The sequence below is a fragment of the Mycobacterium sp. 852014-50255_SCH5639931 genome, from assembly GCF_001665605.1.
Lineage (GTDB): Bacteria > Actinomycetota > Actinomycetes > Mycobacteriales > Mycobacteriaceae > Mycobacterium > Mycobacterium paraffinicum.
In genome coordinates this window covers 134,050-156,723 of sequence record NZ_LZSV01000002.1, presented here as the reverse complement: position 1 = coordinate 156,723, position 22,674 = coordinate 134,050, and the positions used below count along the sequence as shown (strand labels likewise).

The window sequence follows — 22,674 nt, the reverse complement described above, 5'->3', positions numbered from 1 at the left end:
CTACCTCCTATGAGAATTAAGGGTTCGGTTGGCGGCTTGTGCGGCAAGGTGATTCGCCGCGACGAAGCCGAAGGTCATCGCGGGGCCGATCGTCGCCCCCGCGCCGGCGTAGCTGCGTCCCATCACCGGCGCGGACGTGTTACCCACCGCGTACAGCCCCGGTACCACGGTGTCGCCGTCCCGCAGCACCCGCGCGTATTCGTCGGTACGCAGGCCGCCGGACGTCCCGAGGTCGCCCAGGACGATCCGGAATGCGTAGTAGGGCGGATCGCCCAGCGGGTACAGGTTCGGGTTGGGCAGTGTCGGATCGCCGTAGTAGTTGTCGTAGACGCTGTCGCCGCGGTTGAAGTCGTCGTCGTGGCCTTTGCGGGCGAGTTCATTGAAGCGCCTGGCGGTTTCGGACAGATTGTGCGCGGGAACGCCGATCCTTTCCGCCATCTCCTCCCACGTCATCGCCGCCTTGACCACACCCGATTCCAGCCACGCCGAGGGGACCTTGCGGCCGGTGGGCACCGGCGCTCCCGGGATTTTCGGTATCGGCAGATGCCCCCCGATGACATAGCGATTCCACGACCTGTGGTCGGTGAGCAGCCAACAGGGGATGTGCGTGACCCCGGATCGGTGGCCGTCGATCATGGCGTGACCGAAGTCCATGTAGGGCGCCGCCTCGTTGATGAAGCGCTTGCCGTCGCCGTTGACGATGAACTGCGCGGGCATCATGCGTTCGTTGAGCATGAATTGCATGCGGCCGTCCGGCCATTGGATGGCGGGGAACCACCACGCCTCGTCGAGCAACTCGGTTGCGGCGCCGACCTTTTGCGCCACCCGGATGCCGTCGCCCATGGCGGCGGGGTTGCCGAAGCTCCAGTCCTGGTCCACCACGGGGAGCAGTTCCTTGCGCCAGGCCAGGTCGTGGTCGAATCCGCCAGACGCCAGGATGACCCCGAGGCGCGCCCTGATCCGCTGCGTTTCACCGCCCCTTTCCAATGACACGCCGGTAACAGTTCCGTCCGCGTCGGTGAGCAACTCGGTCATCGGCGAATCCAGCCACAATGGGATGCCGCGTTCCCGCAGGGTCAGCCGCAGGCGCGCGGCCAGTGACTGCCCGATCGCCGCCATCCGCTCGCCGAACAGCCGCGCGCGAACCATCCGCGAAATCAGCTTGAGGAGCACGCCTTTGCCGGCCCACGATTGCCGGATGCGGTAGAAGGTCCGGAGTTCTTTGGGCCCCAGCCAGATCCCCTTGGGGGCCAGCGCCAAGGGCTGGAGAAGCTTGTGCTCGTCGGGTCCCAGCTTCCGCAGGTCGATGGGCGGCACGTTGATCGTGCTGCCGAGTTCGGATCCGCCGGGCAGTTCCGGGTAGTAGTCGGCGTAACCGGGTTTCCAGACGAATTCACACCACCCGGAGAGCCGTTCGAGGAATTCGAGCATTTTCGGTGCGGACTCGACGTACTGCCGTATCCGCGCCTCGCTGACCAATCCGTCGGTGATCCGTTGCAGGTATTCGACGACGCCCTCGGGCGAGGGCATGTAGCCCTCCCTGCGCTGCGCGGGCGCCCCCGGCACCCAGATGCCGCCCCCGGACAGCGCGGTGGAACCGCCGAAGAACGACGACTTCTCCACGACCAGCGCGTCCAGCCCCGCGGCTTGGGCGGTCAGGGCGGCGGTCATGCCGCCGCCGCCCGACCCGACGACGAGTACGTCGACAACGTGGTCGAAGCCGTCCTCCCCCGTCATTTCAGCACTGCCGTTCTGATGGCGAACCCGGCGATCAGTTCGGCGGCCGGCTTGTAGTAGCGCCCCACGGTTTCGTACGGCCCGGCGCTCGCCAGCGCCGCGAATGCGGCGATCCATGTTCTGATTTCCTGGGCGGAGCCGCCGCCCTCGTGCGCGACGAACGAGTTCGACCACTGGTCGAGTTCGGCGAGCCAGCCACCGTCGATGATCTCGAGGAATCGCTGGTCCCACACCGGGTTCAGTGCCTGCAACTCGTCCTCGCCGGCGGCGAAGCGCTTGGCCGCATCGATCACGGCCGCCTGCCGGGCCTGGCGCTGCTCGGGCGTCATCGGCCGGCCGTGCACGATTCGCTCCCGTACCGGCGGCGGTGCGGTCGCCAATGTCGGCACCGGCGGGCTGTGGGAAAGCCCACCGGATCCCAACACCAGGACCCGCTTGTCCAGTGTGGCCAGATGGCTGCCGACGGCCGCACCGAGTGCCCGGCAACGATGCAATGGCCCCAGTGGGACGCCGATCGCGTTGATGAAGATCGGTATCACCGGGCGTGAGTTGGCCTCGCCGAACAGCTTCTCGAGGGGCTGAACGGTCCCGTGATCCACTTCCATGCAGGCCGAGACCGCGACGTCGACCCCTGCGTCGAGGACGGCTTTCGCGCACTCGGTGGCCAGCTTTTCCGGAACGTCGAGCGGCCCCGCATGCGTGCCGTAATCACCAACCCCGTTGGCGCTCGTGCCGATACAGAAGGGCGGCATCATCTTGTAGAAGAAGCCGTTGTAGTGGTCCGGGGAGAAGATGACGACGAGTTCGGGGTCGTAGTCGGCGACGAATTGTCGCGCGCCGGCGATCGCGCCTTCGATGTCGTCAAGCAGGTCCTGCGACGGCCCCGGAAGATTCAGGAGCGGGCTGTGCGACATACAGCACAGAGCCAGTGCCACTTTGCGGATCACCCCCTCGCGGCGTGAGCGTGAGTGCATCAATGAGCGCGGCGCTGAGGTCGGGGGCGCGCTGAGCGATGCACGCACCGGCGATGCACCGATCGGGACGCAGGAACAAAACCGATTCCTGGTGGGTGTCGAACCAGGATTTGACCGCACCGTCGCGATCGCCCACGACGACGACGTCGGGATCGTCGTGGCCGGTCCAGTGCAGCTGGGTCAGCGGCCGCAACGCAATGAATCGGGCGCCCAGGGCTTTCCAGTTCGCGAAGGCGACGTCGCCCAGAATCTTGCGGGGGTTGTTGTTCCAGCAGAGCACCGCGAACCAGTCACCGAGCACGTCGTCGAGCAGCACGTTCTGCTGATCCCGGGTGTCGACCCGGGGCTGGATGAAGAGCGTGCCCACCGCTGAATCCGCCCGGCCGGTGCCGGGTTCGTGGACAACGGCCCCCTGTTCGTAGCGCGGCATCGGCTTGAACCGCATCTCCAGGACATACCGCTTGAGCGACGGCACAATTGACGCCGACCGCACCAGGAGGTCACGCGCGCCGGCCACCCGGCGATTGGTGGGCGAAATCACTCGCCCCACCATGGTGGAAAGGTCGATCATGGCCCGCGCATGCTTGCGGCGCTCCATGTCATAGGTGTCCAGCAAGTCTTCGCCGGCACGCCCGCTCACGACCGCGGCGAGCTTCCAACCCAGATTGGCCGCGTCGCGGATGCCGCTGTTGTAACCCTGGCCCTGCCAGACGGGCATCAGATGCGCAGCGTCCCCGGCCAGCAACAGCCGGCCCTTGCGGAACGCGCCGGCGATCCGCGAGTGATGAGTGTAGACCCGGCGCCGGATCACGTCGACGCGGTCCGGGTGGGGCACCATCCGGGCCAGCATCCGCGTCAGGAACGCCGGATCCTCAGCCTGCTCGTCGGTCTCGTCGGCGTGAATCATGAACTCGAACCGGCGAATTCCGTGCGCGATCGAGATCGAGGCATAGGGACGTTCCGGGTCGGCGCCGACTTCGCTGTTGGGGTGACCGAGCGGGTCGTTGGCGATGTCGACCACCAGCCAACGGGTCGACGAAGTCGTACCGTCGAAAGATACGCCCATCATGCGGCGGGTCATACTGCGACCGCCGTCGCAACCCACCACGTAACGCGCTCGCAGGCTGGACGTTTCATGGTCGCGCTCGCCCCCGAGTTCGACGGTCACCCCGTCGGCGTCGTCCTGACACGCCACCATCGGGCGTCCCCACCGCACCTCGACGTGCCCGAATCGTTCTAGCCCGGCCAGCAATTCGGCGTCGACGAGCGGTTGCACGAAACCGTTGCGCTTCGGCCACCCGAACCGCGCATCGGGCGGCGCCATTTCGGCGAGCACCCGCCGCTTGGCATCGACGAACCGCAGGATCTGGTTGGGCACCGTATGCGGCACGATACGATCGGCCAGCCCGATCGACTGGAAGGTCCGCAACGCCTCGTCATCGAGCCCCACCCCGCGCGGATAGTCGATCAGCGTGTCGCGTTCGTCGACGACCACTGTCCGGATGCCCTGCAGCCCAAGGATATTGGCCAGTGTCAGACCGACCGGGCCGGCACCGACCACGACGACGTCGGTCTCGATTCCAGCCGGCTCGCGCCCCGCGTCGACCATCACCGCCCCAAGAGGAACTCGAGATGCAGCCGATTGAAGGTCTTGGGGTCCTCGTACTGCGGCCAGTGCCCGCAGCCGGGCATCACCTCGAAGCGGGCGCCCGGAATCATCGACGCGATGCGGCGGCCCTCGGTCACGTCCGCGGTGGGGTCGTCGCTGGTCCACAACACCAGCGTCGGCGCGGTGATCGCACCGTATTCGTCCGGGCCGATGATGTTGCGCGCCCGAATCTCGGGATCCTGCAGGGCCATGATGTCGCGCATGGCGTCGACGAATCCCGGTTGGCGATAGACGCGTTGGCGGCTGGCGACCAGGTCGTCGTAGCCCTTGGACTTGTCGGCCATCAACCACTTGATCCGCGCTTGCACCGTTTCCCAGGTCGGGTCTTCGGCGGCCGCCATGGATAGCGTGATGATGCGTTTCATCACCACCGGGTCGGCCTGGGAGCCGCCGGCGGTATTGAGGACGAGCCGGTCGACCACGTCGGGATGGTCGATGGCGGCGCGGGTGGCGACCCAACCGCCCAGCGACTCACCGCTGATGCTGGCGCGATTGACGCCGATGGTGCGCAGGACGGCCATCAGGTGCTCGACGTAGTGGTGGATTTCCAGCGGGTGGCCCGGCTTGCTGGTGTAGCCGTGGCCCAGCATGTCGATCGACCAGGTCCAGAAGTGCTCGGCGTGCGCCCCCAGGTTGCGGACGTACGCCTCGGCGTGGCCACCGGATCCGTGCAACAGCATCAACACCGGCTTGCCCGGGTCGCCGGCCCGCAGGTAGCGGGTCCGCACGCCACCGGCGTCGAGGTAGCCCTGCTCAAACGCGACGCCCTGGAGATCGCTCCAGATGCTTTCGAACTCCGCCACGGTTCCTCTCTGGCCTTCAGTTCGTGGAAATCGTATTCTCGTTCTTGACCAACTTGGTGTGCTAATATCGCACACTAACGTGCGTTATTAATAGAGCTTCGCTCTCGCGAGGAGGTCTGTCAAGGCTGTGGCAGGTTCGGTGACAGGTTCACAAACGCTGGCCCGGGGGCTGACCGCGCTGCAGATGGTGGCGGATTCCCCAGGTGGGCTTACCGCGCAACAGCTCGCCGAACAGGTCGGGGTGCATCGGACCATCGCCTATCGACTGCTTTCGACGCTGGCCGAATTCCGTTTGGTGGCCAAGGGAGAGGACGGGCGCTACCGGCCGGCTTCCGGGCTCGCCGTTCTCGGCGCATCGTTCGACCGCAACGTCCGCCAGGTCAGCCTGCCGACCCTGCGCGCGCTGGCCGACGAACTCGGCACCACGGTGTCGTTGCTCATCGCCGAGGGCGACCAGCAGGTGGCGATCGCGGTCATCGTGCCGAGCCATGTTGCCTACCAACTGTCCTTCCACGAAGGAAGTCGATACCCGCTCGAACGGGGTGCGGCCGGAATCGCCTTGCTCGCGAGCATGCCGCCGCGTCCCGGGGAACGCGACCTGGTCACCCGCGCTCGCGAGAGTGGCTGGGTGAGCACCTACGGGGAGATCGAGCCGAACACCTACGGCCTGGCCGTGGCGGTGCGCCGCCACCCGCCCTCCCCACCCACGTGCATCAACCTCATCTCCCACCGAGAAGACGTCGTGATGCGTGGAAAAGATGCGGTCATCAAAGCCGCGAAGCAGTTGTCCGAGCTGCTGGGCTGAAGGGATAACGATCAATGTCGTGGGACATGCAAGTCGACGTCGTCGTGCTCGGCAGTGGTGGCGCCGGGCTTACCGCCGCCCTCACGGCGGCCGCATCCGGGGCCTCGGTGGAGGTCTTCGAGAAGGCGCCGACCGTCGGGGGAACCACCGCGGTGTCGGGTGGCGTCGTGTGGATCCCCGCCCATAACCGTTCGCCCGACGGCGAATTGACGCCCGCCGACGCGTTGCGATACCTGCGCGCGCAGTCCCTGGGCTCGATGGACGACGAGTTGGTCGAGACATTCGTCCACACCGGCCCGGCGATGCTCGACTTCGTCGAGGCGCACAGCGGTTTGCGCTTCGAGATCGCCACCGGCTTCCCCGACTATCGGCCCGAATTGCCGGGAGGGCAACCGGCCGGCGGCCGTTCACTGAGTGCCGCTCCCTTCGATCTGGCGCAGTTGGGCGAATGGGCCACTCGGATCACGTCGTTTCCGGCCGACTGGTCCAACGTCGGATTCGATGCCGAGACCCGAGCCCGTCTGCACGCGGCGATCGACGAACGAACCAGCCACCTGTGCGTCGCAGGCACCGCGCTGATCGCGGGGCTCCTCAAGGGACTGCTGGATGCCGGTGTCACCCCGCACACCAACGCGCGGGCCGAACGACTCATCGCCGACGACGGAGAAATCACCGGCGTGCGGATCGGCTTGCAGGGACGCAACATCAACGTTCGCGCCCGGCACGGCGTCATCCTGGGCACCGGCGGCTTCGAGTGGGATCCCGCTCTGGCGCAAGCCTTTCTGCGCGGCCCGATGCACGGCGCGGTCTCGCCGCCCAACAACACCGGTGATGGCCTGCGCATGGCGATGGCACACGGTGCGGACCTGGCCAACATGGGCGAGGCCTGGTGGGTGCCGATCGTCCAAATCCCCGGCGACACCATCGAAGGCGAGCCACGCAGCCGCAGCGTACGGCTGGAACGGACGCGGCCAAGGAGCATCATCGTCAACTCGGCGGGCAGGCGATTCGTCAACGAGGCCTGCGACTACAACTCGATGGCCGGCGCATTCCACTACCTCGATCCCCGCGGCGGGTACGTCAACGACCGCGGGTGGATGGTGTTCGATTCAATTCACCTGCAGCGCTATGGGTTCCTGGGCATCGAACCGGGGCAGCCCGTTCCGGACTGGTTCTGTGAGTCGGCGGACCTCGCCGAGTTGGCCGCCAAGACCGGCATCGATGCGGACGGCTTGATCCGCACCGTCGAGACCTGGAACCGCCACGTGGCCGCCGGCGCCGATCCCGACTTCGGGCGCGGCTCCAGCGCGTACGACGGCTACTGGGGCGACGAGAGCGCGACCACACTGGCCGGCAAAACCCTCGGCCCGATCGACACCGCCCCCTTCTACGCGGTGCCGGTGCGCATCGGTGCGATGGGCACCAAGGGCGGTCCCCGGACCGATCGCGACGGGCGCGTGCTGCACGTGGGCGGTGAGCCGATCCCGGGTCTTTACGCCGCCGGCAATGCGATGGGCGGTGTGACCGGACGCGCCTACGGCGGTGCCGGCGGAACGTTGGGTCCCGCAATGGTTTTCGGTTACCGCGCCGGCTACGCGGCCGCCACCGGGAAGTCCATCGACCTGAAGTAGCCGTCCGCCGATCGGTCTATTTCGCGATCGGCAGCTCGACACAGATGTGAGTTCCGACCGGGACATCGAGGAACACGAAATCTCCCCCGGCGGCGTCCACGCGCGCCCGGTGCGACGCCAATCCGATGTGTCCCTCTCCGAGGCGGCGGGCGACGGTCCCGACGTCGAATCCCACGCCATCATCGACCACGTGCAGGACGCACCTGTCGTCGGTAATTCCAAGCATGACCGAAGCGCTGCGAGCCCGTGAATGTTGCACGACGTTGGACAGCAATTCGCGCACCACACCGAACACGATCGGGTCGATCGCATTGCGAATCGGGTAATCGATGTCGGTGGAGATCTCGATGCCCGAACGCTGGGCGGCGAAGACCGCCAGCTGCTGCACCGCGGCCGCGAGGCCGACCTGCTCGAGGACGGCGGGATGCAGCTCGAAAGTCGCCTGCCGCAGGCGTTCCGATGCCATCTGAAGGCCGGTGAGCGCCCGTCCGACACGATCATCGCCGGGCAATTCCGCGCCCAACTCGACGAGTTCTTGGCGCACCGCCAAGATGTCCTGCAGCGGCCCATCGTGGATGGATTCCGAGATCCGCCGCTGCTCGACGTCGGATGCGGTCATCGTTTGAGCGAGCAACTCCTCACGCAGTGTGCTCAGGCCCGCGACTGATCGCACGTGCCGCTCCTCGATCCGGACGACGACGAATGCGGTGGCGCACAGAAACCCGTAGAGCCCGAGCAGAAATACCGTGCTCGGCCAGCGTCCCGGACTCATCAGCACCCCGTCGTGAATGCCGGCGATGGCGAAGCCGACGAGCGTGAAGGTGAGCACCACCGCCGCACGCCGCGACGACACATCCACGCCCACCAGAACCGGCAGCAGCACCATGATCAGCAGCGGCAGGATCCCAAGGGCGGACAGCAATTGAAAGCCCGTCAACGCGACCACGTCGAGGATGGTGAAAGTAAACGGCTCCAGCCGGCCGACCCCGGCCGAGCCGCCCAACCCGACCCATCGGCGCACGGGGGTGAAAGCCAGCACGAACGCGCAGAGCGCAACGAGTGCGTACGCGACGACGAGAGCGCTTTGCTGCGGCCATTCCCATCGCGGGGTGTCGACGACCATGGCGGCAACCATGAGGCCCACCACACAGATCCGGAGCACCGAAACGATTCGATACGAGCGCAACTGGTGGACGCTGCGGACCCGGTCCAGTTCTGTGTCGCTGCCTTCGGTCATCCGATCACCGTAGTAATCCGCGTCGGCCCCGCCGAAGCAAACCGGCAGATTCCCCATCAGATTGCCCGGAAATTGAGAACGGCGCTTTTGAGCAGACCGCTACACTCATCGCCATGGCCGGGCCAGCAACGCCAGAAAAGGTGCGGGTGGTTGTCGGCGACGACCACCCGCTCTTTCGCGAAGGCGTGGTGCGAGCGCTTTCGTCGAGCGGTTCGGTGCATGTCGTCGGTGAGGCGGAGGACGGCTCGGCGGCGCTGGAATTGATCAAGGAGCACCTGCCCGACATCGCTCTGCTCGACTACCGAATGCCCGGCATGGACGGTGGTCAGGTGGCGGCGGCGGTGCGGAGCCAGGAGTTGCCGACCCGCGTGCTGCTGATCTCGGCGCACGACGAGCCCGCCATCGTGTACCAGGCGCTGCAGCAGGGCGCAGCCGGATTCGTGCTCAAGGACTCGACCCGCAGCGAAATCGTCAAGGCCGTGCTCGACTGCGCGCAGGGCCGCGATGTGGTGGCACCGGCTCTGGTGGGAGGCCTTACCGCGGAGATCCGGCACCGGGCGGCGCCGACGGGTCCGGTACTCAGTGCGCGAGAACGCGAGGTGCTCAACCGGATTGCGCGTGGTCAGAGCATCCCGGTGATCGCGGGTGAGCTGTACGTGGCTCCGTCGACGGTCAAGACCCACGTGCAACGCCTGTACGAAAAGCTCGGCGTCAACGATCGCGCGGCCGCCGTTGCCGAGGCGATGCGGCAAGGTCTGCTCAGCTAGCGGCCGACCGGTGGTCGGGTCCGACCGACGCCGGCCCGTCCGCCCGCAGCAGCGCGTTCGCGAATGCCGCGGCCTCGGCCACCAGCCGGCGAGCCCGGTGTTCCACCTCGTCGAGGTGTCCGGCGCTCACCCCGGCACGGGTCAGCTGCCGCTTGGAGGAGACCAACGGATCGACCGCTGCGGGGTGGTTGGTTCGGAAGGCCACCGCTTCCACCATCGCAGGACCGCCGCCGGCGCTCGCTCGTTCCACCGCTTCGGTGACCGAGTCATGCACGGCCGCAACGCTGTTGCCGTCGACCGACAGCACGGGCAGGCCGTGGTGCTCGCGCGGGCCCCGTCGCACGCCGGACGCATCGCGGATGTTTTCGACGACGAACACCACCGGGAGTCGCCACGACAGCGCGATCTGCGCGGCCGATTTGAACTCGGCGGAGTTCACAGCTTCATCCCCGATGGCACACAGGGTCACCTTCCCTTCGCCGGCATGCCGCTGCGCATACGCATCACCCAACGCGAACAAGATCGACTGCCAGACAGGGTCCGTGGTGGCGAACAACTGCTTCCATTCCGTCGCGAACGGGCTTTCCTTCGCACCGCCGGCCGCAGCCCGGCTCGGGGCGATCATCTCGGCGATGGCCGGACCCAGCGGAAGGGCGAGGCCGACCCGCTGGGCGTGCTCGAAGTGGTGGATCGCGGTGCTCATGACGTCGCCCGGCCGCAGCGCCGCGACGGCGCCGACGGCCACCGCCTCCTGGCCGAATGCGGCGACCGTTGTCGCCTTGAGCAGACCGCCGATGCGCCGCTCTTCCAGCGCCATGTCGAGCAGTCGCATAACCCACATCCGGCGGTACAGCTCCAGCTGTTCACCGAGGTTTACGGCCGACAGTTCGGGTGTGCGAGCCATGTGCGGGTCTCCTAACTGATCCTGGGTGGCGGCGTCGAGGTGACCGCCGTGTTGTACACAAGATCAACTTAGGGAGAGTGACGCGCCCGGACCTCCGCCGATCGGTCCGCAAAGGGGATGAATCCCCATTCCCCCGATCGGGGGACAAGACGGATGGTCAGTCCTGCGGGCCATCGGTCGGTGACAGCAACTGCTCGGCCGCCGAGTAGGGGTCCTGGTTGCCGTCGACGACCGTCTCGGCCAGCCGGTCGAGGTCCGGCCGGCTCCGCAGCCGGGTTTGCGCCAGCGACAGGATCTGCGCGCGGGCGCGGGCCAGTCGACGGGCACGACTGTCGGCGCGGTGGTGGGCCTCGATGGCGGCCATCAACTCCGCGATGCCCTCGCCGCGAGCGGCGATGAGGCTGACGATCGGGGCATCAGTCTCCTCCCGCAGGTCCCGCACGGTCCGTTCGGCACCTTCGCGGTCGGCCTTGTTGACCACCACGATGTCGGCGACTTCGAGCACCCCCGCCTTCGCCGCCTGAATCGCGTCGCCCGCACCGGGATTGAGGATGACGACGGTGGGGTCGGCGACTGCGGCTATCTCGATCTCGGATTGCCCCACCCCCACGGTCTCCAGCAAGACGACGTGGTAACCGATCGCCCCCAGCAACCGGATGGCTGCGGGGACCGCGGCGGCCAGCCCCCCGACGTGACCGCGGGTCGCCACCGACCTGATCAACACGTCGGAGTCGTTGATATGCGCGGCCATTCGTATCCGGTCGCCCAACAGCGCACCACCGCTGAACGGCGACGACGGATCCACCGCCAACACCGCCACCCGGTCCCCCCGCTCGCGGTAGGCGCCGACCAGGGCGGCGATCGTGGTGGACTTGCCCGCGCCCGGCGGCCCGGTGATGCCGATAACGCTCACCGATGAGGGCTCGATACCGGCCAGCACCTCGTCGCGGCGCTCGCCCTCGACGAGAGACAGTAGCCGACCCACCGCGCGCGGAGATCCGTTGCGCGCGCCGGCGATCAAGTCGGCGATCTCCATTTAGGGAGCTGAGACCTCGATGACCGTGGCGGACCCCATGCCGCCGCCCGCACACATGGCTGCGACCGCGATTCCGCCGCCACGGCTGCGCAATTCGTGGATCAGCGTGACGAGCATCCTCGCTCCCGTCGCCGCCACCGGGTGGCCCAGCGAGCATCCGCTGCCGCTGACATTGACCTTGTCCGGGTCGAGGTCGAGCAGCTTGACGGTGGCCACGCACATTGCGGCGAAGGCCTCGTTGATCTCGAACAGGTCCACCTCCGAGAGCGAGAGGCCGGCGCGGGCAAGAGCTTTCGGGATGGCTTCCACCGGCGCCAAACCGGTGATCGCCGGGTCCACCCCAACGGACGCCCAGGACCGCACCGTAGCCAGCACCGGTAGCCCAAGCTCGTCGCTCGCGATCGTCAGCGCCGCCGCGCCGTCGTTGGCGCCGCAGGCATTGCCGGCGGTGATGGAAAAGCCCTCAATTTCGGGATGCAGCGGCTTGAGGGCGGCCAGCTTTTCCATGGTGGTGTCGCGGCGGGGGTGTTCGTCGACGGCGAACAGTCCGTGCGGCGTTTCGATCGGGACGATCTCTTGTTTGAAGCGGCCCTCGTCGATCGCGGCGATTGCGTTGCGGTGCGACCGCAGCGCCCACGCGTCCATCTCTTCGCGGCTCACACCGGCTTTGACCGCGGCGTTCCAGCCGACGGTGATCGACATGTCGAGGTTGGGCGCCTCGGGACTGTCTGGATGGGTCGGGGGAAACCAGTCGACCCATTCGCCGTCCACCTGCATCCGGGATCGTGGGGACGTGGAGGCGGAGTTCACACCACCGGCGATGACGAGCTGATCCATCCCGGCACGCACGCTTGCCGCCGCGCTCTGCACCGCCGCCTGCCCGGCCGCGCAGTGGCGATTGTTCGCCAGACCGGGCACCTGGGTCAGGCCGGCGGTAATGGCCGCATGCCGTGCGATCACGCCGCCGCCGTAGAGCCCCTCCCCCAGGATCACGTCGTCAACCTGTGCCGGGTCCAGGTCCTTCGCCGCTTCGGCGACCACGTGGTGTGCCAGGTCGAAGGCGCTGGTGTCGCGCAGCGTGCCCTTCCGGGCGGTGCCAATGGGAGTGCGCAGGGCGGACACGATGACGGCTTCGGGCACGGTCTTCTCCACTTCGGCGAGCGCGACGCGAGTGCTCGAGAGCCCCCGCAGCTTATGAGAACAATATTCTCTCATTGCGAGAGTCAGCGTTGCAAGGAGCGGCGAACTCGCGAGCAGACGGAAAATTGCATGAACCGGCATCGTAGGCTGCGATTTTGCGTCTGCTCGCCAACCAGGAGGCATCGTCGGCAATGGAGGGAACGATCGCGGTCCCGGGTGGCACCGTGTGGTTCAAGCGGGTCGGCGCCGGAGCGGGCCTTCCCCTGCTGGTGGTGCACGGCGGTCCCGGTCTGCCCCACACCTACCTGCGTTCGCTGGAGCGGTTGGCTGACGAGCGCGAGGTCATCTACTGGGATCAGCTCGGTTGCGGCAAGTCCGAGCGCCCGTCGAACCGCGAACTGTGGACCATGCAACGGTCGGTGGCCGAAATGGATGCCGTCGTAGCTGGCCTCGGCCTCAACCGTTTCCACATCTTCGGCAATTCGTGGGGCGGGATGATGGCTCAGCAGTACGCGCTCGACGTGCCGTCGCGGGCGGTCAGCCTCACCATTTCGAACAGCATCGCGTCGATACCGCAGTTCTCGGAGATGGTGGCGCGGCTGAAATCGGAGCTCGATCCGGCAACGCAATCCACCATCGGACGTCATGAAGCCGCGGGGACCACGTACACGGCCGAATATCAGGACGCGATCCGCACCTGGAACGAAACCTATCTGTGCCGCGTGCGCCCCTGGCCGCCAGAGCTTTTGGAAGCCTTCGCCGCGATGGGCACCGACATCTTCGAGACGATGTTCGGCCCCAGTGATTTTCACATCGTCGGAACAATCAAGGAATGGGACGTGTTCGACCGGCTGCCCGAAATCACGTTGCCCACCCTGATTCTCGCGGGCAGGTTCGACGAATGCGTACCCGAACACATGTGGGACATGCACCAGCGCATCGCCGGCTCACGGTTCGTGTTTTTTGAAGAGAGCGCTCACATGCCCTTCATTGAGGAGCCGGCCAAGTTCGACTCCGTGATGCGCGACTTCCTGCGGCAACACGATTCGTCGCACGCGTAACCGTGATCAGTTCTTGCCGGCCGCCAGCTTGGTGACGATCGACCGGAAGTCTTCGGTGAGGAACGACTGGCTCTCAGCGGAGAGCGCGTAGTCGAGGCTGGCCAAGACCGCCCGCTCCAGATGGATATTGAGCACCCGCTTGGTGCTTTCGACCGCCTGCTGGGGCAGCTCCAGAATCTTTTTAGCGCAGGCGATCGCGTCCGCGACGGGGTCGGCCGCCACGTGGTTGGCCAGCCCGAGCTCGACGGCACGCTGCGCGCTGATGCGGGTGCCCGTCAATGCGAACTCCTTGGCGAGCAGCAGGCTGATGTGCAGCGGCCAGGTCAGCGGGCCGCCGTCGGCGGCCACCAGTCCCACTTGAACGTGCGGATCGGCGAGGTAGGCCTCTTCGGCGATGTAGACGATGTCGCTCAGCGCCACCAGGCTGCAGCCCAACCCGACGGCCGGACCGTTGACCGCGGCCACCACGGGAATTCGGCAGCGCGCCATGCCCAAGACGATCTCGCGCCCGTCCCGGATGGTCTTGGCGCGCAGGTCGGCGTCGGCCGACAGCTCCTTGAGATACGAGAAATCGCCGCCGGCCGAAAACGCCCTGCCGGCCCCGGTGATCACCGCCGCGCGAGCCGCGGGGTCGTCGGTCAATCGCTGCCACAGTCGCGCGAGGCCCACGTGCAAATTGTCGTTGACCGAGTTGAGCGACTCCGGCCGGTTCAAGGTGATGATCCGCAGCGGGCCGTCGGCTTGGACGTCGATTTCGGCAGGCATGTCGTACATGTCAGACTCCCAATCCCAAGATGCGTGAAGCGATGATGTTCTTTTGAATCTGCGATGTCCCGCCCATCACGCTCTGTGCGCGGCTGTACAGATAGGCGCTGAGCAGGTCCGCATCGCGGGTGCCGGTGACCGCCAGCGCGGCGTGTCCGACGGATTGCTCGACCCAGGTCATCAGCAGCTTGTCGAGCGACCCTTCGGGTCCGTGCGACACCCCGTCGAGCTGCTCGGACAGCCGCCGCCGGACATGATGCGTCAGCATCTCCGACTGGACCGCAGCCCACGCGAGCTCCTCGGGAACCGGACCACCAGAGCTCCCGTTGCGGGCGTAGAGGCTTCGCACCAGCTTGCCGTATCGCGCCGCGTAACCGAGCGTGGACGGCTCGCGCTCATGCCCGACGACGGTCATGGCGACCGCCCAGCCGTCACCGGGCGCGCCGACCATCCGGTCGGCCGGCACCTTGGCGCCGTCGAAGAACACCTGACCGAACTCGTTGGTCACCCCGTTGATCATGCGCAGCGGGCGCTGTTGCACGCCAGGTTGTTTCATCTCCAATACGAAAGCCGACAGTCCGCGGTGGCGTTTGGCCTCTGGATCGGTGCGGGCCAGCAAAAGGCACCAGTCCGCGACATCGGAGTAGCTGGTCCAGATCTTGTGCCCGTTCACCACATAGGTGTCGCCCTCGAGACGAGCGGTGGTGGTGAGCGAGGCCAGATCGGAACCGGCGCCGGGCTCACTGAAGCCTTGGCACCAGCGCTCGGTGCCGTTGATGATGCCGGGCAGGAACCGTTGCCGCACTTCGTCATTCGCGTGGCGACCGATCCCATAGATCAAGTAACCTACGCTTGGCCGAGGCGGGGCACCGGCTCGAGCGAGTTCCTCGTCGACGATGACGTCATACACGGGCGGCAATTCCTGTCCGCCGTATTCGCGGGGAAACGACAACCCGAAGAAGCCCTCTCGGTACAAGGCCTGGTGCCATTCGGCCTGCCGGGCCCAGTACTCGTCGCCGGATCCGGAGAACCCCTTGGCGTACACGGAAAGCCAGGACCTGAGCCGCTCCCGGTAGGCTGCTTCGTCTGGCGAGTCACGAAAGTCCAAGATCGATCTCCTTCAACGCGACGGGCCACAGCTCGGTCGATGTCAGGGCGCGGCGCAGGTAGACGTGCACCAGGCAGTCCCAGGTGTTGCCGATCCCACCGTGCACCTGAATGGCCGTCTCACAGACGGTTCTCGCGGCGCGGGCGCAATAGATCTTCGCTACCTGCGCGGCCCGGATGGCTTCGGGGGGCGACAGCTCGTCGACCGCCCACGCGGCGTGCCGCGATACGCTGATCGAACCTTCAATCAGCGCAAGGCTTTCGGCGAGCAGGTGGGCGATCGCCTGATAGGACCCGATCTGCTTGCCGTATTGCTCCCGGATTTTGGCGTAGTCGCACGCGACGGCATGGGCGCCCCGCGCGATGCCCACCAGGTCCGCCGTCGTGGTGACGAGCGCGAGCGCTCGCCACTGCCCCGCCACGTCGGAAGAGACTTCGCCCAGTGTCGCCGCCGTTTCCGCGATTGTGGCATCGCTCCGGGTCAAGTCCGCGCCGTCGGTCACGTCGCGCACATCGGCGGCCAGAACCCGCCCGCCCGTGAGGCTCAGGGCCCGCTGGGCGCCGCGCGCGTCGAGGGCGCGATCGTCGACCGCTATCGTCGCGCCGGCGCTGTCGGCGCCGACGCGGCGGGCGAGGTCGTCGGCGAGCACCGGGCCGAGAAACGGTGTGTCGACCAGCCGGCGTCCGAATTCCTCAGCGACAATGGCGACTTCGACACCCGACGCGCCGTCGGAGCGCAGCGACCTCCAGCCGGTCCCCGCGATTTGCCTGTCCAGGCGCGCAATCCGGGCCTGGTCGTCAAGGTCTTGGACCGCCGAGGGACCAAGGTCGTCGGCCAGCTTGGCGGCCGCGTCACGCAATTGCTGTTGTTCAGCTGTCAGACGTACATCCATAGCGCTCCTTTAGGACTCGGCGCAATACCTTGCCCGACGGCAGGCGCGGAATGTCGGGCACGAACACAACCCGGCTCAGCTGTTTGTAGGAAGCCAGCCGCTGATCGACCCGGGCGGTGAGCTCGCCGGCGTCGACGGGTGCGCATGTCGCGACCGCGGCGACGACCGCTTCCCCGTTGATCCCGTCGGGTACGCCGAACACCGCGCAGTCTTTGACGGCCGGGTGGCCGTGCAGCACCGTCTCGATTTCGGCGGGCGCAACCTGAAAGCCGCGCACTTTGATCATTTCTTTGAGGCGGTCGGTGATTCGCAGCCAGCCTCCGGTGTCGATCCACCCGACGTCGCCGGTCCGGTACCAGCCATCGCGAATCACCTCGGCGGTCGCTTCGGCCGGGAGGTAGCCGGCCATCAGCGACGACGACCGGGCCTGGATCTCACCGATCTCTCCGGGGCGGACCGGCTCACCGGTCTCCAGCGAGACCACCCGCAGGTCGACGCCCGGTACTGGACGCCCGACGGCGTCCAACCGGGCGCCCTCGATCGGATTGCATGCGATGACAGGCAGTTCCGTGGTCCCGTACGCCGGCACCCAGCCGACGCCGGTGCGCCGGGTGACGGTCTCCGCGACGGCGGCACTGACCGGCGTCGCCCCCCACATGATGTAGCGCAGTGAGGACAGGTCGTAGGACTCGAGCCTGGGATGCGAGGCGATGGCCAGCGCGATGGGCGCGACCGCCATTTCGACTGTGATGCGGTCGCTTTCGATGTGATGCAGCATCCGGTCGATGTCGAACCGGGTATGCAGCCGCACGCAGGTACCCGTGCGCAGCGCCGTGACAATGTTGAGCAGCCCGAGGATGTGCGAAGGCGGCGTGGCGATTTGAATCCGATCGCGCGGCGTCAGCCGCAGCGCTTCGCGCCAGTGCCGCACGGCCTCATCCAGCGCCGCGTGGGTGTGCCGGACCGCCTTGGGCAGCCCCGTGGTGCCGGAGCTGAACACCAGCACCGCGTCGGACCGGGGCGGTGGCGGGCCGGCCATCGGTTCTCCCGGCCCGGTCGGTTCGTCGAGGTGCAGCATCGGCATGGCGCCGGCCAGTACGGGATGGTCCCCGACGGCGTGGGCGGGATCGGTCAGCGCGAGCGCGTGGTCGACCTCGTCACGCTTGTATGCCGGGCTGATGAGTACCGCCGTTGCGGCCAGCCGCCAGATCCCAAGCAAAGCGGCGACGAATTCCGGGCGGTTGGACGCCATCAGAGCGACCCGCTGACCGGCTGAGACACCCTTTTTTGCCAGGGTCGCGGCCCAGCCGTCGGCCAGCGCGTCGAGCTGGGGCAGGCTCAGTCGCCGCTCCTCGAACACGACCGCGGCCGGCTCGGTCACGTCCCGTCCTTCCCTGACAGGCCGGGCCGACCTGACATCCGCGCAAACTTGAGAAGATCCTATCGCTCTGTGAGAATAGTATTCTCTATAGTGAAGAATGCAAGTACGGGAGGGGGCGGTGGCAGTGACAGTCGCCCGAAGCATCGAGGAGACCCCACGGGTGACAAATCCGTCAAACGGCTCCGAGGCGGGCACGGTGACCATCCACATGGACCGGAAGAAGGTCTCGGTGCCGCTGGTCCCCGGCGAAACGCTATTGCAGAGCGCGCGGCGGGCCGGACTGGAACCGCCGTTCAGTTGCGAGGCGGGCAACTGCGGCACGTGCATGGCCAAGCTCGAAGAAGGCCATGCCACCATGCGGGTCAACGACGCTCTTGAAGAAGACGAGGTCGCCGAGGGCTACATTCTGACGTGCCAGGGCGTGCCGGACACGGTTTCGGTAACGGTGCGTTACGAATAGCAGCCCGAAGAGAGGTGACGGCGATGGCCAAGGGAATCATGTACGTCGAAAGTCGGCCCAGTTCGCCCGATCGCGAACAGGAGTACAACACCTGGTACGACGAAGTCCACATACCCGAACTGCTGGCGCTCGACGGAATCGTCGCCGCTCGCCGGCTGCGCCCGATTGACGGGCAGGGTCCCTATGTCGCCATCTACGAACTCGAAGGCGACGATCTGCAGGCCATCTTGGACAACATGATCGCCAACGCCGGCCAGCTGCACATGTCCGATGCGTTGCTGTTAGATCCCGCGCCCATCCCCCGATTGCTCAAGACGACCAGCGAGCAGAGCCGCTGAGTCTGCATGAATGTCGATGACCTGATCCTGGTGAGCATTGACGACCACGTCGTCGAGCCGCCGGACTTTTTCCTGCGCCACGTGCCCGCCAAATACAAGGCAGAGGCCCCGATCGTCGTGGTCGACGACAAGGGCGTCGACCAGTGGATGTACCAGGGCAGGCCGCAGGGTGTGAGCGGGCTCAACGCGGTGGTGTCGTGGCCGCCCGAAGAATGGGGGCGCGACCCGGCCGGTTTCGCCGAAATGCGCCCGGGCGTCTACGACGTCCATGAACGCGTCCGGGATATGAACCGCAACGGCATCCTGGCCTCGATGTGCTTCCCCACCTTCACCGGCTTCTCCGCGCGCCACCTCAACATGCACCGCGAGGAGGCGACCCTGGTGATGGTCTCGGCATACAACGACTGGCACATCGACGAGTGGGCCGGCTCCTACCCGGATCGGTTCATTCCGATCGCCATCCTGCCGACGTGGAACCCGGAGGCGATGTGTGCCGAAATCCGCCGGGTGGCGGCCAAGGGCTGCCGGGCGGTGACCATGCCGGAACTGCCGCACCTGGAAGGACTTCCGAGCTATCACGACGACGAGTACTGGGGACCGGTGTTCCGCACCCTGTCCGAGCAGAACGTGGTGATGTGCCTGCACATCGGCACCGGATTCGGGGCTATCAGCATGGCCCCCGACGCGCCGATCGACAACTTGATCATCCTGGCCACCCAGGTCTCGGCGATGTGCGCGCAGGACCTGCTCTGGGGGCCCGCCATGCGCAAGTACCCCGACCTGAAGTTCGCGTTCTCCGAAGGCGGCATCGGCTGGATCCCCTTCTATCTGGACCGCAGCGACCGCCACTACACCAATCAGAAATGGCTGCGCCGCGACTTCGGGGACAAGCTGCCCAGCGAGGTCTTCCGCGAACACTCGCTGGCCTGCTATGTCACCGACAAGACGTCGTTGAAGCTGCGTCACGAGATCGGCATCGACATCATCGCCTGGGAGTGTGACTACCCGCACTCGGACTGCTTCTGGCCGGACGCGCCCGAGCAGGTGCTGGCCGAGCTGAATGCCGCCGGCGCCGACGACAACGACATCAACAAGATCACCTGGGGCAACGCCTGCCGGTTCTTCACTTGGGATCCCTTCGCGCGAACCCCTCGCGACAGGGCGACCGTGAAAGCCTTGCGCGCCAATGCGGTTGACGTGGACGTGTCGATTCGGTCACGCGCCGAATGGGCCCGGCGCTATCAGGAGAAGCAACTCGCCAAGCTGCCGTAGCAGGGCGGCTACCCACGCGCAGGTGACGCCGAGTGTGCGGCTAGCTTCACACTCGCGCGGTGGCGGCCTTTTTGGTTCAGGGCAGCGGCGCGCTGCCAGGCGGGGGTGCGAGGCCCCAGGTCTGGAAGGCCATGGCCAACATGGCGTATGTGCCGACGACGAAGATCAATTCCATTGCGGCGTGGGTATCGAGTATGGCGACCAGCCGCTCCCACGTCCCGCCGTCAACACGGCCGCCGGCGAGCATTTCGTCGGTTGCTTGCAGGACAAGCAAGTCGGCACCGGAGAACCCCGCGTTGCCTTCGGCGAGCCTCGCGATGTCCTCCTCCGGGACACCGCTGTCGATGGCAAGTCTGGCGTGCTCGCCCCAGAAGAAGGCCGAGCGGCGATTGTTGGCGACACGAAGGATCGCCAACTCACGTAGGCGCGGCGACAGCTCGCCGCGCCGCAACAGGAAGCCGTTGAAAGTCAGGAAGGCTTGAGCCATCGCGGGATGGCGGGCGAGCAGCCCGATGATGTCGAATTTCAACGGGTCCATGGCGTGACCCGACCCGGCACGCGGAACCCTGTCCCCCGGAATGCCCAGCAGCACACCGAAAGCCGAATACTCGGCATCCCCCCACTGGTCGGCGGCCAGGGGCGTCAGCGTTTGCCGCAGGCCGCTGTCCTCGTCGGTCATGTTCTCCGCCCTCCGTTGACGCCGATGACTTGTCCGGTGATGTACGACGATTCGTCTTGACAGAGGAACACCGCCGCGTTGGCGATATCCTCCGGCCGGCCGGCCCGGCGCACTGGCGTGATGCTCGCGAAGTGCTCCAGGCTAGCGGTAAACCTGCCCTCGGCGATCGCCTTCTCGAGCATCGGTGTCACCACCATGCCGGGCGGAATCGTGTTGACGGTGATGCCCTTCGGGCCTAGTTCCAAGGCCAAACTCTTCGTCAGCCCAATCACACCGGCCTTGGAGCTGACGTAGGCAGCCATCCGGGCCTGACCGCCCTGGGCGCTGGACGACGAGATGTTGACGATGCGGCCCCATCGAGCGTCGACCATATCGGGCAGCACCTCCTGCGTGCAGATGAACGGGCCACGCAGGTTCACCGCCATGACGCGGTCCCACTGCTCGTCCGAGATCTCCGCGAACTTGCCGAATTGCTCAATGCCGGCGTTGTTCACCAGGATCAGCACCGGCCCAAGCTCGGTGCGGACCTTGGACACCGCGGACTCGACCTGCGCGCGGTCGGACACGTCGACGACGTAGCCTCTGACGTCGGCGCCGTTTCGATTCAGCCGAGCCGCTTGCGTCTGCACCGACTCGGCGGCGACGTCGAACATCGCAACCTTGGTTCCGCGCGCGGCGAGTGCCTCCGTGATGGCCAAGCCCAGTCCCATGGCCCCGCCGGTCACGATTGCGGTTGTCCCCTGAAACGGCATCGCACTACTCGAATCGGATGTGCAGCCGGGTGAGCCCCCGCAATATGAACGTGGGCAAGTACCGGTACCGGCGGTCGCCGGGAGGGCCGTGCTTTTCCTCGTCGATGCGAATGTGCTTGGTGCGGGCGAGCATTCGCTCCAGACTGACCCGTGCCTCGGTGCGTGCCAGCGGCGCTCCGGGACAGGCATGCGGACCGCGGCCGAACGCGACATGACTGCGCGCGTTAGGACGGTGGATGTCGAACACGTCGGGCTCGGGGAATTTGCGGGGGTCACGGTTGAGCGCCGCATTGACGAGCATCACGGTGGTGCCCGCCGGAAGGTCGACCCCGCCGACAGCCACCGGGCACTTGGACAAACGAAAGTCACCGCGGACCGGACTCTCGTAGCGCAAGGCCTCCTCGATGAAATCGGGAACGAGTTCGCGGTTGGCCCGTAACTTGTCTTGCAGTTGCGCGCTTTCGGCGATCATCATCGCTGCGGCGCTGAGCAGGCGCACCGTCGTTTCCTGCCCGGCCGCGAACAGATTGGCCTACGCGCACCGCGTCTATCACTTCCGGCGTGCTGCCGTCCGGGAAGGTGGCGGACGCGACCCCGGTCAGCACGTCGCCGCGCGGATTTCGCCGCCTGTCCTCGATGTAGGCGGTGAACTTGCCATAGAGGTATTCCAGCGGGGAACGACGCATGGTGTCACCCTCGCTGCTACCGATCGTGCCCGCTTCGGTGAGCAGCGCGGCACGGAATTCCTCGTGATCCGACTCGGGAACACCCAGCAAGTCCGCGATCACCAGCATCGCGAATGGGGAGGCGAAATCCCCGATGAATTCGCACCGTTCGCCGCTCAGAGCGAAGTCCAGCTGACGATCGGCGAGGCGCCACATGAACTCTTCGTTTTCCTTGAGCCGCTTGGGAGTGATCATCCGGGACAGCAACGCGCGGTGCGCCGTGTGCACCGGTGGATCGAAGGTGGGCAACTGGTCGTTGAACGGCAATTCGCCACGCCGCGCCGCGATCAGCTCGCCGATGTCGTCGTCACCCCGGTCGTCCAGCGGCACAGGGAACCCGGGGAACGGGCCCGTCACCGAGATGCATGACGAGAACCTCTTGGTGTCGTTGTAGATCGCGACGCCCTCGTCGTATCCGGTGACCATCACCACGTCGTGGTGTTGCTCGCGCCGCAGCGGACAATCCTCGCGCATCGCGGCGAGATAGCCGTATGGATCGGCCAGCAATTCGTTGTCGGTGAAGAAGTCCCTCGTGTCG

21 protein-coding genes and 1 pseudogene are annotated in these 22,674 nt (G+C 66.6%); 7 read left to right on the top strand and 15 right to left on the bottom strand.

Annotated features, from left to right (window positions below; genetic code table 11):
- The 4 genes from A5758_RS01220 to A5758_RS01205 are packed head-to-tail and all read right to left on the bottom strand — an operon-like array spanning position 1 to position 5,183.
- On the bottom strand, positions 1-1,737 hold the full coding sequence (locus tag A5758_RS01220) for an FAD-binding protein (protein WP_067735330.1): 1,737 nt from the start codon (positions 1,735-1,737) through the stop codon (positions 1-3).
- On the bottom strand, positions 1,734-2,651 hold the full coding sequence (locus A5758_RS01215) for a 3-carboxyethylcatechol 2,3-dioxygenase (RefSeq protein WP_067735327.1): 918 nt from the start codon (positions 2,649-2,651) through the stop codon (positions 1,734-1,736). Before A5758_RS01215 ends, A5758_RS01220 begins: the two co-directional genes overlap by 4 nt.
- Complete coding sequence (locus A5758_RS01210) at positions 2,599-4,320, bottom strand: bifunctional 3-(3-hydroxy-phenyl)propionate/3-hydroxycinnamic acid hydroxylase (RefSeq protein WP_067735324.1); 1,722 nt, start codon at positions 4,318-4,320, stop codon at positions 2,599-2,601. Before A5758_RS01210 ends, A5758_RS01215 begins: the two co-directional genes overlap by 53 nt.
- Entirely contained in the window at positions 4,320-5,183 is an 864-nt protein-coding gene (locus A5758_RS01205) for an alpha/beta fold hydrolase (RefSeq protein ID WP_067735321.1), read from the bottom strand. Before A5758_RS01205 ends, A5758_RS01210 begins: the two co-directional genes overlap by 1 nt.
- 127 nt (positions 5,184-5,310) lie before the next feature.
- Here A5758_RS01205 and A5758_RS01200 point away from each other — a divergent pair, with 127 nt between their 5' ends.
- Together A5758_RS01200 and A5758_RS01195 are read left to right on the top strand one after the other, a co-directional pair.
- A complete protein-coding gene (locus A5758_RS01200; protein ID WP_067735318.1) occupies positions 5,311-5,988 on the top strand; it encodes an IclR family transcriptional regulator in 678 nt (225 codons plus the stop codon).
- Between the two features lie 14 nt (positions 5,989-6,002).
- Positions 6,003-7,619, top strand: coding sequence for an FAD-dependent oxidoreductase (locus A5758_RS01195; RefSeq protein ID WP_067735315.1), 1,617 nt, complete (start codon positions 6,003-6,005; stop codon positions 7,617-7,619).
- Between the two features lie 16 nt (positions 7,620-7,635).
- Here the strand turns inward: A5758_RS01195 and A5758_RS01190 are convergent, their stop codons facing one another.
- Complete coding sequence (locus tag A5758_RS01190; protein ID WP_067736066.1) at positions 7,636-8,856, bottom strand: sensor histidine kinase; 1,221 nt, start codon at positions 8,854-8,856, stop codon at positions 7,636-7,638.
- Between the two features lie 113 nt (positions 8,857-8,969).
- Here A5758_RS01190 and A5758_RS01185 point away from each other — a divergent pair, with 113 nt between their 5' ends.
- Complete coding sequence (locus A5758_RS01185; RefSeq protein WP_067202898.1) at positions 8,970-9,623, top strand: response regulator transcription factor; 654 nt, start codon at positions 8,970-8,972, stop codon at positions 9,621-9,623.
- Here the strand turns inward: A5758_RS01185 and A5758_RS01180 are convergent.
- The 3 genes from A5758_RS01180 to A5758_RS01170 form a co-directional block, all read right to left on the bottom strand.
- Positions 9,616-10,527 (bottom strand): thiamine pyrophosphate-dependent enzyme, encoded by a 912-nt coding sequence (locus tag A5758_RS01180; RefSeq protein WP_067735312.1) that lies wholly within the window; start codon positions 10,525-10,527, stop codon positions 9,616-9,618. The two genes, A5758_RS01185 and A5758_RS01180, sit on opposite strands and share 8 nt — an antisense overlap.
- 157 nt (positions 10,528-10,684) lie before the next feature.
- Positions 10,685-11,563 carry a methylmalonyl Co-A mutase-associated GTPase MeaB gene (meaB, locus tag A5758_RS01175; protein ID WP_067735310.1) on the bottom strand — a complete coding sequence of 293 codons (879 nt, stop codon included), beginning with the start codon at positions 11,561-11,563 and terminating at the stop codon, positions 10,685-10,687.
- Positions 11,564-12,703 (bottom strand): thiolase family protein, encoded by a 1,140-nt coding sequence (locus tag A5758_RS01170; protein ID WP_067736063.1) that lies wholly within the window; start codon positions 12,701-12,703, stop codon positions 11,564-11,566.
- 191 nt (positions 12,704-12,894) lie between these two features.
- Between A5758_RS01170 and A5758_RS01165 the strand changes: the two genes are divergently transcribed.
- On the top strand, positions 12,895-13,764 hold the full coding sequence (locus tag A5758_RS01165; protein WP_067735307.1) for a proline iminopeptidase-family hydrolase: 870 nt from the start codon (positions 12,895-12,897) through the stop codon (positions 13,762-13,764).
- Between the two features lie 6 nt (positions 13,765-13,770).
- On the opposite strand, the gene A5758_RS01160 is transcribed toward A5758_RS01165, so the two are convergent.
- Genes A5758_RS01160 through A5758_RS01145 form a run of 4 tightly spaced genes read right to left on the bottom strand, consistent with a single transcriptional unit; the run spans position 13,771 to position 17,910 of the window.
- On the bottom strand, positions 13,771-14,538 hold the full coding sequence (locus A5758_RS01160; RefSeq protein ID WP_067202911.1) for an enoyl-CoA hydratase/isomerase family protein: 768 nt from the start codon (positions 14,536-14,538) through the stop codon (positions 13,771-13,773).
- Position 14,539: 1 nt separating this feature from the next.
- The gene (locus A5758_RS01155; protein ID WP_067735305.1) at positions 14,540-15,637 is read right to left on the bottom strand and encodes an acyl-CoA dehydrogenase family protein; all 1,098 of its coding nucleotides are present in this window, start codon (positions 15,635-15,637) and stop codon (positions 14,540-14,542) included.
- On the bottom strand, positions 15,624-16,529 hold the full coding sequence (locus tag A5758_RS01150) for an acyl-CoA dehydrogenase family protein (RefSeq protein ID WP_067736060.1): 906 nt from the start codon (positions 16,527-16,529) through the stop codon (positions 15,624-15,626). Before A5758_RS01150 ends, A5758_RS01155 begins: the two co-directional genes overlap by 14 nt.
- Positions 16,507-17,910: a class I adenylate-forming enzyme family protein gene (locus A5758_RS01145; RefSeq protein ID WP_067735302.1), complete on the bottom strand. Its 1,404-nt coding sequence runs from the start codon at positions 17,908-17,910 to the stop codon at positions 16,507-16,509. The genes A5758_RS01150 and A5758_RS01145 overlap by 23 nt, the downstream gene beginning before the upstream one ends.
- A gap of 124 nt (positions 17,911-18,034) precedes the next feature.
- On the opposite strand from A5758_RS01145, the gene A5758_RS01140 reads away from it, so the two are divergent.
- The 3 genes from A5758_RS01140 to A5758_RS01130 are packed head-to-tail and all read left to right on the top strand — an operon-like array spanning position 18,035 to position 19,980.
- Positions 18,035-18,370, top strand: a complete 336-nt coding sequence (locus tag A5758_RS01140; RefSeq protein WP_067736057.1) for a 2Fe-2S iron-sulfur cluster-binding protein — start codon at positions 18,035-18,037, stop codon at positions 18,368-18,370.
- A 23-nt stretch (positions 18,371-18,393) separates the two neighbouring features.
- Positions 18,394-18,708, top strand: coding sequence for a DUF4286 family protein (locus tag A5758_RS01135; RefSeq protein WP_067736054.1), 315 nt, complete (start codon positions 18,394-18,396; stop codon positions 18,706-18,708).
- A 6-nt stretch (positions 18,709-18,714) separates the two neighbouring features.
- Positions 18,715-19,980 (top strand): amidohydrolase family protein, encoded by a 1,266-nt coding sequence (locus tag A5758_RS01130; RefSeq protein ID WP_067735299.1) that lies wholly within the window; start codon positions 18,715-18,717, stop codon positions 19,978-19,980.
- 76 nt (positions 19,981-20,056) lie between these two features.
- Here the strand turns inward: A5758_RS01130 and A5758_RS01125 are convergent, their stop codons facing one another.
- From A5758_RS01125 to A5758_RS01115, 3 genes and pseudogenes are all read right to left on the bottom strand, one after another.
- Entirely contained in the window at positions 20,057-20,659 is a 603-nt protein-coding gene (locus A5758_RS01125) for a carboxymuconolactone decarboxylase family protein (protein ID WP_067202927.1), read from the bottom strand.
- Positions 20,656-21,411 carry an SDR family NAD(P)-dependent oxidoreductase gene (locus A5758_RS01120; protein ID WP_067202930.1) on the bottom strand — a complete coding sequence of 252 codons (756 nt, stop codon included), beginning with the start codon at positions 21,409-21,411 and terminating at the stop codon, positions 20,656-20,658. The genes A5758_RS01125 and A5758_RS01120 overlap by 4 nt, the downstream gene beginning before the upstream one ends.
- Positions 21,412-21,415: 4 nt before the next feature.
- Positions 21,416-22,610: pseudogene (locus A5758_RS01115) on the bottom strand (cytochrome P450).
- Between the last annotated feature and the right edge of the window lie 64 nt (positions 22,611-22,674).